The organism is Candidatus Acidiferrales bacterium, assembly GCA_035515795.1.
In the GTDB taxonomy this organism is placed as follows: domain Bacteria; phylum Bacteroidota; class Ignavibacteria; order Kryptoniales; family JAKASW01; genus JAKASW01.
Genome location: DATJAY010000013.1, coordinates 1 through 19,330, shown reverse-complemented (window position 1 = coordinate 19,330; position 19,330 = coordinate 1). Strand labels below are relative to the sequence as shown.

Below are 19,330 nucleotides of genomic sequence, written 5' to 3'. Positions count from 1 at the left end.
TTTACCTCAATAATTTATTGTTCCGATAGCGTACTCTATCTGTTTCTTTGCCTGAATATAAGTATAAGCAGCAATGACCTGATTGGACAATGCCTGTGTATATTGCGCGTTTGCAGTCAAGACATCCAGAAGTGTAGCTCCGCCGATCCTGAATTTTTCCTGAGCAGTTTCCAAATTGATCTTGGCGGACGCAACTGAGTTTACAGCAGCTTCGTAACCTTTTTCGGAAGCGTTAAGATTAAGCAAAGCCTGATATACATCGAGCGCCACCTGCCGCTGCGCGGCATCGAGAGTTTGTTCCGATGACTTTACGGCAACACCGGCTTCTTCAATATTCGATTGAGTTTGAAAACCGTTGAAGATCGGGAGTGAGACGCTGAGTAAGCCAGATAAATTCTTATTCTGGCTAATTCCACTGTTTGCTAATTCAGGTCCGTATATCCCGTACTGCAGAGAGGCGCTGATCACAGGCGAGTACGCTGCCTCTGCGATTGTCAAAGACGATTTAGAAGCATTCAGATCTGCAACTGCTGCCTGATAATCCGAACGTGCCTGAAGTGCTTTATCTATTACTGCTGCGGTTTCGCTGAACTGCCGATTTATTTGTACAAATTCCGTGGTATCGATGTCACTCTTCACGGTCGAATCGGCAAAAACCGCGTTATCTGTAACGGGAATGCCGAGAAAAAATTTAAGAGAAGCCTGCGCCTGATCATAAGTATTCTTTGCCTGCACGAGCAAATATTCATCGGCGGCTACAACGGATTGCTGCTGATAGACTTGAGCAAGTGATGCGGAGCCGACGCTATTTTGTTCTTTGATCGTTTCCAGCTGCTGCTGATCCCTGGTAAGATTGTCCTGACTAATTTTCAGCTGATCTCTTGCGTTGAAGACCGCCAAATAGTTCACAGTAGCTTGATATGCGCCAGTTTGTTTTGAGCGTCCAAAGCCTAAATCCGCAGCCTGACTCGCGGAGCTCGCCTGATTCACCGTCGCATAATTCGCAAATCCATTAAACAAAGTGTAATTTGCCTCGACCCCAGCCGAGTAGCGTCTGTTTATACTGATTCCATTAGTCTGTATCACGGTCGTACCAACGGTGTAAGAACCCGGCGGGGAGTGGAGGTCGGTGTAGTTAAATTCTCCGCTGGCGTTTAATGACGGCAACAATCCACCATAGGCGCTGAGAACTCTGGCATCCTGGCTCTCCGCCTGATATTGTGACTGTAAAACTGTTGTATTTCTTTCAAGAGCGATTTTTATGCAATCGTCGAGCGACAATTGCCTCGGCGTACTGTTGTCCTGTCCGAATGCTGTCGATGCGAAAACAACAATTGCACAAATATACACTATTCTTTTAATCATCTAATAACTCCTCAGAATTTAAAATAGAGCGGCTTGAATTTATGCCTCCATTATTTAGACGGATAAAATGAATCACTGTTTCATCCTTCTGCCAGGATTCTCTCATATTTCGATTTCAAAAACTCCAGCGCGGCATCATGGTCATTCGGAATTATCCCGTCGAGCACCGCGGTCTCCACGGCTTTCTTCAGCATGCCCACCTCTTTTCCCGGCTTCAATCTAAAAATCTCCATTATCTCGTCGCCATTCACAGGCGGTTTCCAATTTCGTATCTTGTCTTTTTCTTCGACTGTCTTGGCCCTCTGTTCAACCGAATCATAATTCCGTGAATATTCTTTTATCAAAGCCCTGTTCTTGCTGGTTATGTCAGCCCGGCAAAGCTTCATCAAATCTTCAAAGTCATCGCCCGCGTCAAAAAGTAACCGGCGGACAGCGGAATCGGTAACGCCTTCCACTGCCAGCGCCATGGGTCGCAGGTGCAGTCGAACGAGTTTTTCTACGTAAGGAAGACTGTCCATCGGAAATTTCATGCGCTGGAAAATTTTTTTTATCTTTCGTGCGCCGATCTCGTCATGGCCATGGAATGTCCATCCTACACCCTCGACAAATTTTTTTGTCTCCGGCTTCGCGATGTCGTGTACTAATCCGGCGAACCGCAGCCATATGTTGTTCGAATTCTGGGCGAGATTATCCACAACACAGATCGTGTGTAGAAACACATCTTTATGATGATGATCCTGCCGCTGTTCAACTCCGGGCATATCGCTTATCTCTTTGAACACAATCGTCATTACGCCGGTGTCCTGCATAAGTTTCAATCCTAAAGACGGACGCGATGCAGATATTATTTTAAGAAACTCTTCGGTTATTCTTTCCTGCGAAACTATGCCCAGTCGATCTTTCATTTTTACGATAGCTTCTTTGACCCGCGGCGATAGGGCAAAATCAAAGCGGCAGGCAAACCGGATCGCGCGAAGTATTCTCAGGGGATCTTCGCTGAACGTTTCCTCCGGATCAAGCGGCGTATCGATCATTTTTTTCGCAAGAGCACCTTTCCCGTCAAAAGGATCGATCACATCCAATTTTGGATGCCGGGCTTCGAATTTCGGATTCAACATTATTGCCATCGCATTGATCGTGAAATCCCGGCGCGACAGGTCTTCTTCAAGCGTCGCTTCTTTCACATGAGGCTTTCGTGAATCAGCATCGTAACTTTCCTTACGCGCACCGACTATCTCCACTTTCACGTCGCCGACTATCATCTGCACCGTCCGAAATTTTTCGAACACCACCAATGCAGTCGCGTTCAACTCTCGCTGGACCTCTCTTGCAAATGAAATCGGATCGCCTATCACCATCACGTCAATGTCTTTGCTTTCGGTCCTCCCGGATGTATCCTTCCGGGACAAAATTAGGTCACGAACGTATCCACCCACAACATAAGATTGCATCCCGATGCTGTCGGCAAGTTTCCCTATCTGAAGAAGAATAGGATTATCTATTTTATGCTCTTTACGGCGCAGCATTTCGTTCGATCAAAGATTCAAGATTTTTTTAGATTCTTCTATTTGTCTGAGGATTGTGTCGGCAACTTTAAGGACCTTCAGACCTTCCTCAGGACTCACCGCAGCGGGGGTGTCGTCAATGATGCTCTTGACAAAAAGCTCCAGTTCCATTTTCAGCGAATTCACTTGAGAAATCTCCGGCTGCTCGTAGGTTATTGCGCGTGTAGAATCTCCGATTCCAATGGTCCCTAAGTTCATACCGACAGGCATTACTTTATCGGGCTTTACAGCGCGGTAGATCTCCGCGATTCCGTCGGCGAAGTCTAACGAAATATATGCGTCACGCTGGAAGAGCCGCATCTTCCTCATCTGCCTCTGCGAAATCCTGCTGGAGGTCAAATTAGCAACCGTACCGTTCTTAAATTTGATCCTTGCATTCGCGATATCGATAGTGTCTGAAATGACTCCAACTCCGCTCGCGTCGATGCTCGTCACGGGACTTTTCACAAAGTTCAATATCAAATCGATGTCGTGCACCATTAAGTCGAGCACGACGGCGACATCAAGCGCCCGCGGTTTAAACTGTGCAAGACGATGCGACTCTATGAACATTGGATCGAGTTTTAAATTCGAAAGTGCCAACACCGCCGGATTAAACCGTTCGATATGACCAACCTGCACTTTCACTTTTTTTTCTTTCGACAGCCTGCAGATGGCTTCAGCCTCTTCCACCGTCGAAGTTACCGGCTTCTCAATGAAGCAATGTTTACCTTCTTCGATAAATCTTGCTGCCAGATCGTAGTGAACGCTTGTCGGGACTGCTATCGAAACGGCTTCCACCGAATTGAGCACTTCTTCGACAGAGCCAAACGATCTCACGTTCAACTCAGCAGCTATACTTTGCGACTTCGACTTATCGATATCAAAAACGCCGGCCAGATCTGCGCTCCCTATTTGTTTGAGAAGCCGGGCATGACTCTGTCCGAGATGACCGACACCTACAACTCCAATCTTTACATTCTCACTCATTTGACATTCCCTCGCATTGGATGACTTCGACAAAATGTTCGTGTCCCTCGAATTCATAATTAGTCCTGACCAGCAGTTTGCATCCTCGATACGACGAATCCACTTTAGAAATTTTGTCAACGATATATATGGTCTTTCTTCCGGGGATATTTACATTTTCCAGCGGAAATGGTTCACCGTTGATTTCCAAAACCGGCTTCACGAGCCGCACAGACAGCTCCGACGGCGCAAAGTTGCTGACAATCTGCGAATCATCGTCAACAGTCTTGAGCGAATCTATTAATTCATTCACCGCTTGCGTCTTCTCCCTGCAATCGGCAAGAACCTTTTCTCCCAGGAACCTATTGTTGGCATATATATCCGAGAACAAGAAAGATACGACAAAAAGAAAAACAAAAGTTTCAACCGACAAGAATTTCAAATTCCAGATTGAGGCAAATCCCCGTACAAAATATACTGCAAGGAGAGAGGACACTATGAATGCCGTCGAGAGATTCAACACAGTGGGTTGAACTACACACAATGCACCGAACGAAATCCACAGCATCAACGTATGAAAATGGATCCGACAAATGTCAAAACGTCTCGCAGCGATCAAATATATGATACCTGCTATGTCCACGATGCCGACGACAACGAGCGGAACAGCACCGAGCAGCGACCATGGCACATCTCGCTCCTGCAAAGGAACTGAAGAGAGTCTTGCGGTTCCCGCGTAAGCCGAATAAAGAAACACGACCAGAATAACTCCGAGAAATCCCGCTGCAGAAGATAAGATTTCCCGTATGATCTTTTTCTTGCCGGCCGCTCGAAGGTCTCCTGTCAAGGAATTCTGCAGGAGGTCGAGTACTAATATCAAGAACATAATCAATCCCGGCAAATTCGCGGCAACTCCGATTCCCGACAGCATTCCGGCAAAAACATATTGATTTTTATAAAGCGCAATCAGATAAAGTAGCGTTATGGTCACGGCACTCGCTGCAGGAAGTCCGGACACGGCGGCAACGGTCATGAACGGCGACAGCGATACCAAGAACACTCCTAGAAATCCCCAAAAGCGCTGATCGAGAATTTGGTTCAACAGTCTTGTAAGAAGGAAATAATTCAGAACTGTAAGCAGAAGCCCCGCAAGGCGTACCACGATGATTGAATCAGGGACAAATGTTCTGCCCAACAGGCCGAAGAAATCCCAGACCATGGACCGAGTTTCGAAGGAAGCGATTCGCGCAAAACTCTGCTGAAGAATTGGATGGATCACATTCTGCTGGGCAACATATGAATAAGCTTCCGACACGTCGATCTCGCGAAATCTCCAGTAAGTGAGAAGCGCTATCAACAATGCGGCCGCCAACAGAACTTTATGATACTTATCGAATCGACTAAAATCCATCGGCAGTTCTAGCGCGCTCCATCATGCAGCAGCATCCCTGAAAGCTCTTGCACGGATTTCACACGTCTGCAATCGATGCCGTCAAATTTAGCTCTGAGAAACGGGTCGTACATTGCGGCGATGAAGTGCGTGCCGGAGGAGACCGCCGCTTTGTAATCAGCCATCGAGTCACCCACAACCACGGCTTTTTGCGCATGCACATTCAATCTCGCGAGCGCCAGCTCGACACCCTCAGGATGCGGCTTGTGATTTTTCACGCCCGACCCGGTCACCACGATATCGAAAAAGCTCCGTATGCGGTGAAATTTCAAGGTCATTTCCGTCGTCTCTTTACCCTTCCCTGTAAAAATACCCAAGAGCATCTTCAACGCTTTCAGGTCATTAAGAAGTTCTGGGATGCCGGAGAATATGACGGTCTCGTCGAGATGTCTTTCATAATAATCAAGATAATCGTGCCACGCGCCCTCGAAGTTTTCTGTGCCGATCATATTCTTTATGCACACTTCTTCGGGTGGACCGAAGTACGACATAATTTCCTGAGGGCTCAACTCGACAGACTTGTACTTGCCCATCACAAAATTAAAGCTGTCAAAAATCAATTGATGAGTATCGGCAAGAGTGCCGTCAAGATCAAAAATTACAAGCGACAATTTATTTTCCAATTTTTCCGATCGATTCTCGCTTAAAATAATCCTCAAAAATTTTCACGATCCTTCGCGAGGCTTTTCCATCTCCGTACGGGTTGTGAGCGCGGCTCATCGCAAGGTATTCTTTTGAATCGGTGAGCAGCATCGAAACATTGTCGACGATCTTTTTTCGATCAGTTCCGACAAGCTTGACCGTGCCTGCCTCGACCGCCTCGGGGCGTTCGGTCGTCTCGCGCATGACAAGAACCGGTTTGCCAAGCGACGGAGCTTCTTCCTGCACGCCCCCGGAATCAGTAAGGATCAGATAACATTTTTCCATCGCGTAGACAAACGGTTCGTAGCCGAGTGGCTCGGTAAGATGCACATTCTTGAAGCCCCGCAGGATTTCGTTCACGGGTTTGCGGACATTCGGATTGAAATGAACCGGATAAACGAATTCTGCGTCCGTAAATTTTGCTGCCAAATCCCTTATCGCGTTGCAGATATTTTTGAATCCTTCCCCGAAATTTTCCCGCCTGTGTCCGGTGATCAACACCACCCTCCTTGAAAAGTCTATCCCGTCGAAATGTCCGTCGAAGTTCGAGCCTGTCGTTTTTAATTTTTCGGCAACATGGAACAGTGCGTCTATTACCGTGTTCCCCGTTACAAAAATATTGTCAGGTGGAATGTTTTCTTTCAGCAAATTATCCTTCGCCCAGGGTGTCGGTGCAAGATGGATATCAGCTATCGTGCTCGTTATTCGCCTGTTGATCTCTTCGGGAAAAGGAGCAAACTTGTTCCCCGTTCTCAGTCCTGCCTCGAGGTGTACCACAACCGTTCTCATATAAAAGGCTGCGAGCGATGCAGCAAACGTCGTGGTCGTATCTCCCTGGACGACAACGATGTCGGGTTTTTCCCGAGCGATGACGTCCTGCATTCTCACGATGATCTTTGCGGTAATTTCGAAGAGGGACTGGTTGTTCGTCATGATGTTGAGGTCGTAATCAGGTCTTATGTCGAATATTTTCAAAACCTGATCAAGCATTTGGCGATGCTGAGCGGTAACGCAAATCTTCGCTTCGAAGTCTTTGTGCTTTTCGACTTCTTTTATCAGCGGAGCCATCTTGATGGCTTCAGGGCGAGTGCCGAAAATAAATAAGATTTTCTTTGTCATTTTTATTCTACGTTAGATCACGTATCTCCCGGCCTGCCGTCCATGCATGCCGGAATGGAGCAAGAAATTGGATTTTATATAATTTACCTTTTTTGTCCGTGACGAAAAATGTCGAAGTTTGAAATTCCAGGATAGAAAAGACGCAAAGACTGAAAGATTTGCCCCTTTTGCGCCCTATTTCTAAGGCTTCATTGCGGCGAGAGCAGCCTTGAACTTTTTGTACGTGTCCTGAAGCTCCTCAGAGATGATCTTGGTGTCGTCAAGAACCGTCATGAAGTTGGTGTCGCCGTTCCATCGTGGTACAACATGGAAGTGCACGTGCTCTGCGATCCCAGCGCCGCTGACCTTCCCAAGATTCGCGCCGAAATTGAATCCATCCGGATGGCAGGTCATCCGAAGCAGTTTGACCGCTAATCTCACCTGTCTCATCACATCCGCATTTTCTTCATCCGTTAAATCCTCGAAGTCTCCCTTGTGAGCGAACGGGACAACCATCAGATGGCCGCTGTTGTACGGATAAAGGTTCATTACAATCGCCGAAAGGCTCCCTCGATAGACGACGAGACTTTTTTCGTCATCGTGTTCTGAAAACTTTTCGCAGAAGATACACTTCTTCTGCGTTCCGTCATTCTTTTCAGAGATCGATTCAATATATTTTGATCGCCACGGCGACCACAAACGCTGCATAAAGGAGGATCTTAAATTTTAAATTGTGAATGTTAAATCTGAATTTCAGAATTCAAAACAAGAATTACACTTTACTCTTGTTCTACTTTGTCCTTTTGTGCTTCGGAGATAATCTTCTCGGCAACCTCTTTCGGAACTTCTTCATAGTGGGAGAATTTCTGCTTGAAGACGCCGCGTCCCTGAGTCATGCTTCTCACCACGTTCGCGTATTTGTACAGCTCTTTCAGCGGAACCTGTGCACGAACCTTTTGATTACTTCCTTCCGCTTCCATTCCCATGATCTTCCCGCGCCTGCCGGAGATGTCGCCCATTATGTCTCCCATATGCTCATCCGGCACGACCACTTCGAGTTCATAAATTGGTTCCAAGAGGATCGGTTTGGCTTCCTTGAAGCCTTTTCTGAATGCCATCGAACCGGCTATCTTGAAAGAGACCTCATCCGAGTCTACGGTATGATATGTCCCGTCAAACAAAGTCACTTTTACGTCGACAACTTTATGACCCGACACCACGCCGCGCTCCATTGCCTCAACGACACCTTTCTCAACGGCGGGAACAAACCTTCCCGGCACAACTCCACCCACAATCGCATCGACGAACTCGAATCCGCCGCCGCGCGGCAGATGCTCTATCTTTAAATGTACGTGACCGTACTGGCCGCGTCCGCCCGATTGCTTCTTATGTTTGTATTCAGAGTCGGGGATGGAACCTTTGATAGTCTCGCGGTAAGGGATATCCGGTTCGACCATGTCGACATCGACGCCATAGCGCTCTTTGAGCCGCTTGGTCACGACCTGTAAATGCGTCTCACCCTGTCCGCTAAGAACAGTCTGGCTCAATTCAGGATCGACTTCAATGAGAAACGTGGGATCTTCTTCGTGAAGCGCGTGCAGTCCTGAAGCGACTTTGTCCTCGTCATGCCTGTTCTTGGAGACGATTGCCACGCGCATTATCGGCTCAGGAAATTCTATTTTTTTCAGCACTACTGGAAAATTCTTGCTGCTAAGCGTATTGTTGGTGTGGGTATCCTTCAGCTTGACAACCGCAGCGATATCACCGGCTATTACTTTCGAAATTTCTTTCCGATCTTTTCCGTTCAGCACGTACAACGTTCCGAGCCGTTCGCTCTTTCCATTCGTTTGATTCACCAGATCCATACCCGGCATGACTATTCCCGAATATACTCTGAACAAAGAAAGCTCACCTATGTTGCGCTCAGAAATTGTCTTGAATGTAAAAAGTGCGGTGTCGCCGCCGGGGCTGCATGGAACTTTCACTTCCTCTTTAGAATTTCCCGCCTTATACGCAATACTCTGCGGCACGACATCAGGCGAAGGAGCGTAATCAGCCAGGAAATCGAGAATCGAAGCTACACCAACGAGCTGCTGGCCTGCAACCGCGAACACGGGAAAAATCTTTCGCTCTGCAATTGCCTTCCTCAACCCCGACAATATTTGTTCTTCAGTAAGTTCACCCTTTTCTAGAAAGGTATTCAGCAATTCCTCATCCGTTTCAGAAAGCTGCTCGATCAGCTCCTCGCGATATTTTTCCGCCTCAGTTTTCAGAGTACCCGGAATTTCACTCTCGGTAAACTTCCCCTTTGCGTTTCGATCAAACTTTAACAGCTTCAATTTCAAAACATCAACCACGCTGTCTGCAGTCAATCCCTCGTTCGCCGGGAATTGTACCACTGCGGCATCGTGGGTTAATTTATCCCGAATCTGCTGAAAAACCTTTTTGAAGCTTGAGTGTTCGGCATCTACTTTATTGATGACAAAGATCGACGGGTTTTTATATTCCTTGGTAAATCCCCAATCGATTTCCGTCCCGACCTCAATACCTTCGACGGCTTTGACGAAAATCAGGGCAGCGTCGGAAACTCTTAAAGCCGCTTTCACTTCACCCAGGAAATCCGGGTAGCCTGGCGGGTCAACTATATTAAACTTCAAATCCCGCCATTCAACATGAAGAAGCGACGTGCTTATCGAGATTTTCTTTTCAATCTCATCGTGGTTGTAATCTGAAACCGTGTTCCCTTCAGCGATTGAACCCATCCGGCTCGTGACGCCGGCCGCATAAAGCACAGCCTCCGCGAAGGTGGTCTTGCCTGCAGCGCCATGGCCTACCAGGGCAACATTTCTTATATTTGATGAAAGATACTCCTTCATAGAATCTCCTTTTGCCGAACAAGAAGTCAGGGAAGCCGAACTTCACAGGATGCAATTTTCGTTCGGCTTATAATATTAACTTTTAAGTACCCGCAGGAAAGTTCTTATTCCTCTTGTAATTCCTGCAACAATGCCCGCGGTGTCTAAGATTGGTCCTTCGATTTTCGATTTGATTTTTCGCTCAAACTCGACAAGGTCATCGACTGCACCGACGAGTGAATCCATAGCCCCCTTCAGACTTGTGACTTCACCGTCGACGTTCTCGGCAATCTCTCTGATTTTTCCCGTGATGACTCCGGAATTCTCGAGAAGGGGGCCAGATTTATCGGATATTTCTTTGACCGAAGCCTCTACCTGATTGAGCACTTGCTTGGCGTCCTTCATGAGAACTATCATGTAGATGCTCGCGGCTGCGAATGACAGTAAAGCAATCGAAGCCGCTATATAAACAAATGTCATGTCGCCGCCTTTTAACTATTTTTGTTTCTCTCTTCGCGAAAAGCATCCGCGCCGGCTTTGAAAGCTGCTTTCAGCTTGCTCCCTTCGCCCTTTGCCTGATCGATGACTTTTTCGGCATCGGACAGCAGAGTCTCCGCTCGCTGTTTTGCCTGGCTTATCATTTCTTCGGAGCGCTTTCTCCCCTCATTTACAAGATCGCCGGCTTTTTCACGCGCCTGTTGGAGCTGATTTTGAGCAACCTCTTTCAGTTCGTCTGTTTTCTTTTTGATATCCTGTCGAAGTTCCTTTCCGGACTTAGGCGCAAGCAGTAACGCGGTCACTGCCCCGATCACGCCTCCCGCGATAAAGCCGAGCAACAAACCCTTGGTCAAACCGTTGTCGTCGTGTGCCATGATATACCTCCCATTATTTTAAACGCTTTTTTAAGTTATCAACGCATAGAGTAAAAATCAAGAAGACCGATAACGCAAAAACTTGCTGCAAAGTGATTCAAATGATCTTCGCAACCGAGGCTGAACAAGTCTGCCCGAACTATCTCTTTCTATCGGCTAACGTCCGGTCTGTTCAGAATTCGTTATCTTCGATCAAGAAATCGCAGAGAACCAGTGCCAACCATATTCAATCAGCGATCCCTTGATGCTTCAGCTGACTCAAATACTTCTGAAGCTCATCTTCATCGAGAGAAGTATCCTCGAGCCGCCCCTGCAGGTAAGCGTCGTAGGCGCTCATGTCAAAGTGACCGTGACCGGACAAATTGAAAACTATGACTTCTTCTTTTCCTTCGGACTTTGCGCGTAAAGCCTCGTCGATCGTTGCGCGGATCGCGTGCGACGATTCAGGTGCAGGTACTATGCCTTCGCTCCTTGCAAATTTCACGGCAGCATCGAAGACTTCATTTTGAGAATATGAAACCGGGTGAATTATTTTCTGGTTCACCAGCGCGGATATGAGCGGCGATACACCATGATACCTCAATCCGCCTGCGTGAATCGCAGGAGGCACAAAATCGTGCCCGAGCGTGTGCATAGGAAGAAGCGGCGTCAGACCGACGGTGTCGCCATAGTCATAAGTAAAAACCCCGCGCGTCATCGTGGGACAGGCGGCAGGCTCAACTGCGATCACTTTCATCTTCTTGGCACGCGGTTTCTCTTCCAGAATTTCGCGTATGAACGGGAATGAAAACCCTCCGAAATTTGATCCCCCTCCCACACATCCGATTATAATATTCGGGAATTCTCCGATTTTCTCCAGCTGTTTGATCGTCTCTTCGCCTATGATCGTCTGGTGAAGAAGAACATGGTTCAAAACACTTCCCAAAGAATATTTCGTATCGGGGTCGCTCGCAGCCACTTCAACCGCCTCGCTGATGGCCATCCCGAGGCTGCCGGGTGAGTTCGGATCTCTTTCGAGTAATTCCTTGCCGGACTTCGTCTCTTCGCTGGGACTCGGTGTAACTTCCGCTCCCCAGAGCTGCATCATGCTGCGACGATAAGGCTTCTGGTCGTACGATGATTTGACCATGAAGACTTTACACCCGAGATCAAAATAATTGCACGCCAATGCAAGCGCACTTCCCCACTGACCCGCGCCGGTCTCGGTAGCAAGACGCTTGACACCTTCGAGCTTGTTGTAGTACGCCTGCGCGACAGCTGTGTTAGGCTTATGGCTTCCCGCCGGACTAACCGACTCATTCTTGTAATAAATGTGCGCCGTCGTCTCGAGCATCTCCTCGAGTCTCGTGGCCCGAACAAGCGGAGTCGGACGCCACTTCAAATAAATCTTCAGAATATCCTCCGGAATTTTCAAGAATTGCTTGTCGTAGACTTCCTGCTCGATCAGTCTCTGCGGGAAAATTGCCGCCAGCTTATCCGGCCCTATGGGCTGACGCGTCTGTGGATCGAGAGGCGGAAGAAGTTTCTCCTTCAAGTTAAATGTAATGTTATACCATTTCTTCGGTATTTCTTTTTCTGTCAAATAAATTCGGTTTTGAACTTGCTTCGATTTCATTGAAATATTTCTCACCAAAATTTAGGTTTACCTGCGTTCACCCAGGCTGTGTACCAGTATGAGGCCACTTCTCTTGTCGCTCGTCTCATCTGTGATTCTACCATACCATCCAGTTCTATATTGAATTTGTCGTAATAGCGCTCGGAATAAATATATGCTTTTCGACCATCTTTTTCCTCCACGCGGTAGAGCGAATCGCGCGGAATCCCGATTTTTGCCATGCTGTCGGCTCTGAAAATTCTATCGATCAATGAATAACTGTGATTCAGGATTTCAAACGCATGCTCAACCGGATTCTTAATATAGAACACACTGTCGATTCCTGCAAAATCATATTTCTCACCGAAGTGTTCCGGAATCCCGCTCTCCCATCTCGCGTGAACCCCGATATTGCCCGTCATCTGCCCGTCATAATTTTGAGTCACATGCAACGGCACGTTCATGTCACCGACGTAGTGGCCGAGATCGGCCGAGAGATGAAGCACCAGCGGGATATTTCCCGTCTTCATCGCCGCTGCGAGACTATCAACCGCCAATCCGACCGTCCATGGCACCGTGCCATTTTTTATCACAGTGGTCTCGCCGTATTTTTTCACGGCATCTTCATAAGAATGCGGAACGTCAAAATTAGGATATGAGCCGTAACGATCGATGTCGATGTAATGACGATAACCTTCGCTCTTGTCGAAGTCCCTCCGAAGGTCCGGATCCGATGCGTGTTCGGCAACGTAGTCGAGGTTCTTCTCATAGAAACCTTTCAACGGTTCCGGAAGTAAGGCAGCAGCTTCCCTGTTGATGACTTTGTGCGCCCAGAATCCCCAGCCGAAAGCAGCTTGGGATACTAATATCAAACATGTTGAGACAAAAATGAATAGTGAAACTCGTTTGAAAGTTCTCATTGAAACCTAAGCCAGTTAGTTATGAATTATCAGATCTGCAAGTCCGCCAAGTATTTTCGGCGGACCGCAGCTTGAATATTGAATTGACTAACGAATCTTTTTCTTGTGACGCATCTTGCGGAGACGTTTTTTGCGCTTGTGAGTTGCCATCTTGTGACGTTTCCTCTTTTTACCACTCGGCATATTACATCACCTCCTAATTTTTTAGGTTTGCATGTTGTTCGAGCGTTTGCTGAGCTTTTTTTCCGATGTCGCTGTTCGGATCCAGCGAAACGCATTTCTTGAAAGCGGCATTCGCCTTGTCAAACTCTCCGGCATTCAAATACACAATGCCCAGATTATAATAACCTATTTGATGTCGCGGGTTCATCTTCAGCGCCTGAGTCAGCTGCTCGATTGCATCTTGAGTATGACCACCTTCGAAAAGCGTCACCCCATAGTCGACTCTCGCATCAACATTATCGGGAATTTTTGCGAGATATCTTTTGTAATAAACCACCGCCTGATCGTAGAACCCGTTGTCCTGAAGCATATTGGAGAGTCGAAGAGTTGAGACTAGATCATCAGGATTCTTGTCGACCACTTGCCTCAAACGATCTATTTCATGGAGCACATCCGCGCTCGGCTGGTTTGCCGTTGCCTGCTGCTGCGCATCCAGACCTGCCGTGTTATCCTGCTGCGGAGTGACCGATTTCGTGGACACGATCCCGTAAACCAATATCGACCCGAGCAGTACGGCGGCTACGATAGATACTACCTGTGTCGTGGTGAGACGAAATTTCTGCTGTGATCGCGCCACTGAACTTTGCGATTTCACCTCCTTGCGCTTTTCATTCCTGGAAGATGCTTCAACCGAGCGGGGTGGTTCGGGTCCAGGCATATTTACAGGAGCCACTGGCACGCCCGAGATTTCCGACTGGCTCCTTTCCGAACTTTTGAGATAAGAGCCGCAAGATTCGCACGATTTATTTCCGACCGGGTTTTGAAATCCGCACGTCGGACAAGTAATAACGGAAGGTTGACTGATTGCCGGCTGCTGACTGCTCGCCAATTGAAGTTTTGTACCGCATTTCGGGCAAAAATTGTATTCACTCGACAATTCTGTCCCGCAATGCGGACAAAACACTGTTGTCACTTCTGCGCCGCTTCCTCTCCGGCCACATGCGAGCCATCCGTTTCTTTTTCGACGGGAATATTTTTCCCGAGATGCTCGTCCACAAATGCCTTGAATTCTTTCGACACTTTGAAGTACGGCACAAACTGCTCCTTGACGGGATATGCCTGTCCCGTCTTGGGGTTGCGCGCCATTCGTCCCTTTCTCTTTCTGATTTTGAAACTGCCGAATCCTCTTATCTCGATGGTCTTTCCTTCTGCAAGTGAATTCCTGACCGATGCAAGGAAGCCTTCGACAACCGCCATGGTTTCAATTTTCGTAAGACCGGTTTGAAGAGCTATCTCTTCGACAATATCAGCTTTAGTAACGCTCATCGTTTCTCCTTTTTAGTCGTCAGCCATTTGTTATTAGTTTTTAACAAACAGCGGATCGCTAACAGTTAAGACCCATTCCTAATTCATTTTGTACTGTAATATCGGCTGCTCGATGAAATCCTTCTCGAAGAAATGGAGATTCGAGAATAGATCCCCAAAGATAAGGTCGGCAAGCGTCCTTTGTCTGTGCGCTTCTACGACCACCGGCTTCCCTTTCACTCCCGCGAGTTTCGCCGCAACGTTGACCGCATCTTCATAAGAACCGAGGGTATCCACCAGACCCAGCTTCAAGGCTTGAACGCCGGTGAAGACACGTCCATCGGCAAACTTTCTCAGTTTTTCGAGAGGGAGTTTTCTTTCCGACGAAACTACATTGAGAAATTGAGAGTAGGTGTCGTCCACAACATTCTGAAAAATTTCTTCGTCCTCTTTAGTCGCCGGTCTAAAAGGAGAACCGGCGTCTTTATATTCCCCGCTCTTTACAACGTTCATCTGCAACCCAACTTTCTCCATCAGCTTTGTAAAATTCGGAAACGTTGCGATGACTCCGATACTTCCGGTAACCGTACCCGGATTGGCCACGATTCTTGATGCACCGCAGCTGACGTAGTAGCCACCGCTCGCAGCAAGAGCACCCATCGACACAACGATCGGTTTTCCGGAATCGCGAATCGATTTTATCTCTTCATAAATTTCCTGGCTCGCCGCAACTCCGCCGCCCGGACTATCGACGCGAAGAAGGATTGCGCTTACATTCGGACTTTCTGCGAGGCTCTTCAGTGTCGAGACTGTTTCTCTCGATGACAAAATCGTACCTGTAATATTTACGACGGCAATTCTCTGCCCGCTCCCGGAAAGATCGTACTCTCCTTCTTCGGCTCCGCCTCCCGACATTATTATAATGACAATCATCAGAATGCCTAAAGCAAGGACGATCCCAATCGTCCACATGAATATTTTCGTCGATTTCTTCAACGATGTAAGTCTTAGTTAGACAACATTTTAGCAATTATGAGGATGAAATTCAAAGGTCAAAATCAAAAAAAGCGGAATGTAATTCCTCCGGTTTCGCGCCATATTCTTTGCCGGCACCTCCGCGTTTCAGGGATGCCTCAGCGGTCCTGCCACTTTTCTACCCGATTCATCCGACATTTATCTTAAAAATACTTCCGACCACAATACTCGCAAGGATTATCAGAAAGACCATGGCAGTTACATAGACAAATTTTCTATCATTCTCTTTCCAGAATGCAAAGATCGAAATCAATACTCTGCTGACCGGCGTGAGAATAAGCGAGATTGTGCCAAGATAAAAAAACGGCCGCGGGTTGAATGAGTAAATGCCCGAGACAAATGATCCGAACGAGTTGAAGTACTGTTTGGAAATCTCGGGCACCGGATCTCCTTTTGTAAAAAGTAGAAATAATCCGATTAGATAAAATGCAACGGTGGCGTACATACCCGTGGAAAGAATGAACATGACAATTCTATTAATGAACTGGACTTCGGATTTGTCGGGACTGAGGTCCAGTTCAGCAACCTGCCGTTCGTGAGATCTCAAAAAACCATTCATAATGTTCCCGGCAGATTAATGCCGAAACCCGACGACAATCCTCTCGCGAGCATTTGATAGCCGAGATAGAGCATGAGAACGAAGAAAATCGTTTTGATCACGCGGCTCCGGAGCTTGTTCATCACTGCGCTCCCTAGAGTTGCGCCCAGCATCGTTCCAAGTGCGACAGGAGCTACGACATAAAAGTTTATTCCGCCCGCGATGAAATAGACGACAGCGCTGATTGCGGCGGTAACGCCGATCATAAACTTGCTCGTCGCGACGGCGACTTTCATCGGAATTCCCATGAGTGAATTCATCGCGGCAACTTTAATGATTCCGCCGCCAACGCCAAGCATTCCGGACGCAATGCCCGCAAACGATGAGATCAAGCTTCCTTCGACCGTCCGCGTCGCCATATAATTAACCTCCGTCTGCATCGCGGCATCATGATAGTTGCCTGCCAATCTAAGAGATAATGAAATTGTGTCGCTGGAAACTCCTTCGCCATAGACGCCGGCCCGAATCATTTTGTCTTCGGTTTTACGAGTCCTGAACGAAATTATCGCCATGTAAAAAACCAGCGCGGCAAATGTCAAAGCAAGAACCCAGCCGCGTACCATGACGCCGATCAGCGCTCCGAGTAGTGCGCCAAGCGTGGTCGAAATTTCAAGAAACATACCGAGCCGCACGTTTGTAATTTGCTGATCCACGTACGAGCGCGCGCCGGCGATCGAGGTGGCGATCACTGAAACTATGCTCGCGGCAATCGCCGTGTGGATAGGAAGGTGGAAGATGACCGACAATGCAGGGACGATTACGATCCCTCCGCCGATTCCGACAAGGGCACCGAAAAATCCTGCAAAGACCGCTATGAGAAACATCAGGAGATACGACAGGAGCATGGCAAAATATATTTCGCCCGACCCAAATAACAAAGGGGAAAACTCGTTTGCACTTCATAGATAGAAGAAATAAATTTACTGTGCGAACAGGAGGCACCTTGTTGGTGCACAAACAGGAGTCTGGCTTTCCCGCTGCGTGGTACAAAATCAGTGTGTATTGCAATAGTCAGATGACATGCTCAATCGAGGACCGGATGAACACTTTTCGACGCGCCGCAGCGCATTTTTGGAAATGTTTTGATTCTCTAATTTATTGTTGAGATAGAATGTTGAAGAGTTCCAAAATGAAATATAGCTTAAAAGAAACCAAAGAGGATTACTCATACTTTGAGATTACCGGCATTTATTCCCTGGACGAAGGGAAGAAAATGATTGAAGAAATATATAATCACTGTATGGAAAACAAGATTCACAAACTGCTTGTCGATATCACGAAGAAGGACGGAATTATACCGAATTTCGATCGCTTTGTTCTTGGAGAGTTGATAGCGAAGTTGTTTTCTTTCAGGATAAAATTGGCGGTGATAGGTAAAAAAGATCAGATCAACAAATTTTCTGAAACCGTTGCACACAACAGAGGGTCGCAATTATTTATTTTCTCTGACAAAACCGAGGCTCTTGAATGGCTGATGAAATAATGAAAAGTACTTTGATGAAACCAATCTACAATCGGCTTTTTTGTGCCAAAGAAGTTTCTTGGTTTAAGTAGAACATGCTACATGCATAATAGTCAATTACCGTCTTTGCGGGATATTGGGCGGTTCAACTTTCATCAGATTTGTTGCAATGAAACGAATTCCTGACTACCTCAGACTGATGAGACCCGAGCAGTGGGTCAAAAATGTCTTCGTGGTTGTACCGCTCATCTTTTCGAAAAACCTTTTCAACGTTTCCCTTTTCTCCGGCTCCGCGCTCGCCTTCTTTTCGTTTTGTTTGGCTGCGTCTTCCGTTTACATAATCAACGATATTGCCGACAGAGAGCTCGACAAACTCCATCCCATCAAAAAGAACCGCCCCATTGCGGCAGGAGCAGTCAACACAAGCGAAGGATGGACAATCGCCGTATCCTTGATATTTGTATCATTCGTTTTATTATTCGCCGGCCGTGTGCATTGGACCGCGACAATCCCGATCGTCCTTTACATCATCATGAATCTTCTATATTCGTTCGGGTTAAAGAAGATCGTTCTCATCGACGTGTTCGTCATTGCCGCAGGATTTATTCTTCGGATAGTTGCAGGCGGTTACGCCATAGATGTTAAGATATCAAGCTGGCTCATAATGACAACTCTTTTCATCTCCATTTTCCTCGGTGTCGCAAAACGAAGGAGCGAATTCCTTAACATGAGCAGCGAATCGGACGGGCATTCTGCTTTGCCTTCGACGCGGGAAGTCCTGGAGGATTACGATTTGAGCCTGATAGATCAGATTCTTTCAGTTTCGGCAGCGAGTGTAATCATCGCCTATGCGCTCTACACTGTCTCGGAGCGAACAGTGCGCGCGTTCGGCACGGAGGCTTTGATATTCACAACCATTTTCGTGGTCTATGGAATCTTCAGGTATATGTATCTCATTCATAAGACGCGGCTCGGCGAAAGCCCGACGAACGCGCTTCTCACTGATAAGCCCATGGTTATAACTGTCGTTTTATTCATACTATCCGTTGTTGCGATCATATATAGGCATGAACTGATCCGAATTATCTCGAGATATGTCCCGGTTCAGTAAAGCCGAATTAGTTCTCCTCTCGATAACGTTTATCTGGGGCGGGACTTTTGCGGTCGTCAAGTTTGCGCTGAACAGCGCGTCCCCGCTGATGTTTCTTGCAATAAGGTTTGGTATCGCGTCGGTTGTTTTTCCGCTGATCTACCGGAAAAATTATTTTTCGATGGACAGGGCGACGTTGATGGGCGGCCTGTTCCTGGGGTTTTTGCTGATGATCGGATTTGCCTTCCAGACGGTCGGTTTGAAATATACGACTTCATCCAAGTCCGCGTTCATCACGGGACTCCTAGTTGCATTCACGCCGATTGCGCAGGCAGCCATCGAAAAAAAAATTCCTTCAAGAGGAAATTT

Annotated in this window: 20 protein-coding genes; 3 read left to right on the top strand and 17 right to left on the bottom strand. The window is 47.3% G+C overall.

From position 1 onward, the window contains the following. Window positions 1–6 precede the first annotated feature (6 nt). The 17 genes from VLX91_07590 to VLX91_07510 all read right to left on the bottom strand — a co-directional run bounded on the left by VLX91_07590 (window position 7) and on the right by VLX91_07510 (window position 17,254). Window positions 7–1,365, bottom strand: coding sequence for a TolC family protein (locus VLX91_07590; GenBank protein HUI30063.1), 1,359 nt, complete (start codon window positions 1,363–1,365; stop codon window positions 7–9). A gap of 80 nt (window positions 1,366–1,445) precedes the next feature. Continuing rightward, window positions 1,446–2,891, bottom strand: a complete 1,446-nt coding sequence (locus VLX91_07585; protein HUI30062.1) for an HD domain-containing protein — start codon at window positions 2,889–2,891, stop codon at window positions 1,446–1,448. A 9-nt stretch (window positions 2,892–2,900) separates the two neighbouring features. Next, window positions 2,901–3,899: a Gfo/Idh/MocA family oxidoreductase gene (locus VLX91_07580; GenBank protein HUI30061.1), complete on the bottom strand. Its 999-nt coding sequence runs from the start codon at window positions 3,897–3,899 to the stop codon at window positions 2,901–2,903. Next, entirely contained in the window at window positions 3,892–5,289 is a 1,398-nt protein-coding gene (locus VLX91_07575) for a hypothetical protein (protein HUI30060.1), read from the bottom strand. The genes VLX91_07580 and VLX91_07575 overlap by 8 nt, the downstream gene beginning before the upstream one ends. An 8-nt stretch (window positions 5,290–5,297) precedes the next feature. Beyond that, on the bottom strand, window positions 5,298–5,939 hold the full coding sequence (locus VLX91_07570) for an HAD family hydrolase (protein HUI30059.1): 642 nt from the start codon (window positions 5,937–5,939) through the stop codon (window positions 5,298–5,300). A 1-nt stretch (window position 5,940) separates the two neighbouring features. Then, a complete protein-coding gene (wecB, locus tag VLX91_07565) occupies window positions 5,941–7,089 on the bottom strand; it encodes a UDP-N-acetylglucosamine 2-epimerase (non-hydrolyzing) (protein ID HUI30058.1) in 1,149 nt (382 codons plus the stop codon). A 180-nt stretch (window positions 7,090–7,269) separates the two neighbouring features. Next, entirely contained in the window at window positions 7,270–7,776 is a 507-nt protein-coding gene (locus VLX91_07560) for an HIT domain-containing protein (GenBank protein HUI30057.1), read from the bottom strand. Between the two features lie 71 nt (window positions 7,777–7,847). Further along, entirely contained in the window at window positions 7,848–9,944 is a 2,097-nt protein-coding gene (gene fusA, locus VLX91_07555) for an elongation factor G (protein ID HUI30056.1), read from the bottom strand. Window positions 9,945–10,019: 75 nt separating this feature from the next. Then, entirely contained in the window at window positions 10,020–10,403 is a 384-nt protein-coding gene (locus VLX91_07550; protein ID HUI30055.1) for a DUF948 domain-containing protein, read from the bottom strand. 11 nt (window positions 10,404–10,414) lie between these two features. After that, a complete protein-coding gene (locus VLX91_07545; GenBank protein ID HUI30054.1) occupies window positions 10,415–10,795 on the bottom strand; it encodes a YtxH domain-containing protein in 381 nt (126 codons plus the stop codon). 226 nt (window positions 10,796–11,021) lie between these two features. Beyond that, on the bottom strand, window positions 11,022–12,410 hold the full coding sequence (locus tag VLX91_07540; GenBank protein ID HUI30053.1) for a TrpB-like pyridoxal phosphate-dependent enzyme: 1,389 nt from the start codon (window positions 12,408–12,410) through the stop codon (window positions 11,022–11,024). An 11-nt stretch (window positions 12,411–12,421) separates the two neighbouring features. Beyond that, window positions 12,422–13,309 carry a hypothetical protein gene (locus tag VLX91_07535; GenBank protein HUI30052.1) on the bottom strand — a complete coding sequence of 296 codons (888 nt, stop codon included), beginning with the start codon at window positions 13,307–13,309 and terminating at the stop codon, window positions 12,422–12,424. A gap of 196 nt (window positions 13,310–13,505) precedes the next feature. Further along, window positions 13,506–14,204, bottom strand: a complete 699-nt coding sequence (locus VLX91_07530) for a tetratricopeptide repeat protein (protein HUI30051.1) — start codon at window positions 14,202–14,204, stop codon at window positions 13,506–13,508. A 236-nt stretch (window positions 14,205–14,440) separates the two neighbouring features. Then, window positions 14,441–14,797 carry an HU family DNA-binding protein gene (locus tag VLX91_07525; protein HUI30050.1) on the bottom strand — a complete coding sequence of 119 codons (357 nt, stop codon included), beginning with the start codon at window positions 14,795–14,797 and terminating at the stop codon, window positions 14,441–14,443. Between the two features lie 78 nt (window positions 14,798–14,875). After that, window positions 14,876–15,772, bottom strand: coding sequence for a signal peptide peptidase SppA (gene sppA, locus VLX91_07520; GenBank protein HUI30049.1), 897 nt, complete (start codon window positions 15,770–15,772; stop codon window positions 14,876–14,878). Window positions 15,773–15,938: 166 nt separating this feature from the next. Further along, window positions 15,939–16,358 carry a DUF1634 domain-containing protein gene (locus VLX91_07515; GenBank protein HUI30048.1) on the bottom strand — a complete coding sequence of 140 codons (420 nt, stop codon included), beginning with the start codon at window positions 16,356–16,358 and terminating at the stop codon, window positions 15,939–15,941. An 8-nt stretch (window positions 16,359–16,366) separates the two neighbouring features. Then, window positions 16,367–17,254 (bottom strand): sulfite exporter TauE/SafE family protein, encoded by an 888-nt coding sequence (locus VLX91_07510; GenBank protein HUI30047.1) that lies wholly within the window; start codon window positions 17,252–17,254, stop codon window positions 16,367–16,369. Window positions 17,255–17,538: 284 nt separating this feature from the next. Between VLX91_07510 and VLX91_07505 the strand changes: the two genes are divergently transcribed. From VLX91_07505 to VLX91_07495, 3 genes are all read left to right on the top strand, one after another. Then, window positions 17,539–17,892, top strand: coding sequence for a DUF4180 domain-containing protein (locus tag VLX91_07505; protein HUI30046.1), 354 nt, complete (start codon window positions 17,539–17,541; stop codon window positions 17,890–17,892). Window positions 17,893–18,040: 148 nt separating this feature from the next. Continuing rightward, entirely contained in the window at window positions 18,041–18,982 is a 942-nt protein-coding gene (locus VLX91_07500; GenBank protein ID HUI30045.1) for a decaprenyl-phosphate phosphoribosyltransferase, read from the top strand. Next, the coding region (locus VLX91_07495) for an EamA family transporter (protein HUI30044.1) at window positions 18,966–19,330 on the top strand (365 nt) is incomplete at its 3' end. The genes VLX91_07500 and VLX91_07495, both read left to right, overlap by 17 nt.

Excerpts from the sequence above, each read along its gene's own strand:
- VLX91_07560 (HUI30057.1), bottom strand. The coding sequence starts at position 7,776 with ATGCAGCGTTTGTGGTCGCCGTGGCGATCAAAATATATTGAATCGATC.
- VLX91_07540 (HUI30053.1), bottom strand. The coding sequence starts at position 12,410 with ATGAAATCGAAGCAAGTTCAAAACCGAATTTATTTGACAGAAAAAGAA.
- wecB (HUI30058.1), bottom strand. The coding sequence starts at position 7,089 with ATGACAAAGAAAATCTTATTTATTTTCGGCACTCGCCCTGAAGCCATC.
- VLX91_07510 (HUI30047.1), bottom strand. The coding sequence starts at position 17,254 with ATGCTCCTGTCGTATCTCCTGATGTTTCTCATAGCGGTCTTTGCAGGA.
- VLX91_07505 (HUI30046.1), top strand. The coding sequence starts at position 17,539 with ATGAAATATAGCTTAAAAGAAACCAAAGAGGATTACTCATACTTTGAG.
- VLX91_07500 (HUI30045.1), top strand. The coding sequence starts at position 18,041 with ATGAAACGAATTCCTGACTACCTCAGACTGATGAGACCCGAGCAGTGG.
- VLX91_07585 (HUI30062.1), bottom strand. The coding sequence starts at position 2,891 with ATGCTGCGCCGTAAAGAGCATAAAATAGATAATCCTATTCTTCTTCAG.
- VLX91_07535 (HUI30052.1), bottom strand. The coding sequence starts at position 13,309 with ATGAGAACTTTCAAACGAGTTTCACTATTCATTTTTGTCTCAACATGT.
- fusA (HUI30056.1), bottom strand. The coding sequence starts at position 9,944 with ATGAAGGAGTATCTTTCATCAAATATAAGAAATGTTGCCCTGGTAGGC.
- VLX91_07590 (HUI30063.1), bottom strand. The coding sequence starts at position 1,365 with ATGATTAAAAGAATAGTGTATATTTGTGCAATTGTTGTTTTCGCATCG.
- VLX91_07575 (HUI30060.1), bottom strand. The coding sequence starts at position 5,289 with ATGGATTTTAGTCGATTCGATAAGTATCATAAAGTTCTGTTGGCGGCC.
- VLX91_07550 (HUI30055.1), bottom strand. The coding sequence starts at position 10,403 with ATGACATTTGTTTATATAGCGGCTTCGATTGCTTTACTGTCATTCGCA.
- VLX91_07580 (HUI30061.1), bottom strand. The coding sequence starts at position 3,899 with ATGAGTGAGAATGTAAAGATTGGAGTTGTAGGTGTCGGTCATCTCGGA.
- VLX91_07525 (HUI30050.1), bottom strand. The coding sequence starts at position 14,797 with ATGAGCGTTACTAAAGCTGATATTGTCGAAGAGATAGCTCTTCAAACC.
- VLX91_07545 (HUI30054.1), bottom strand. The coding sequence starts at position 10,795 with ATGGCACACGACGACAACGGTTTGACCAAGGGTTTGTTGCTCGGCTTT.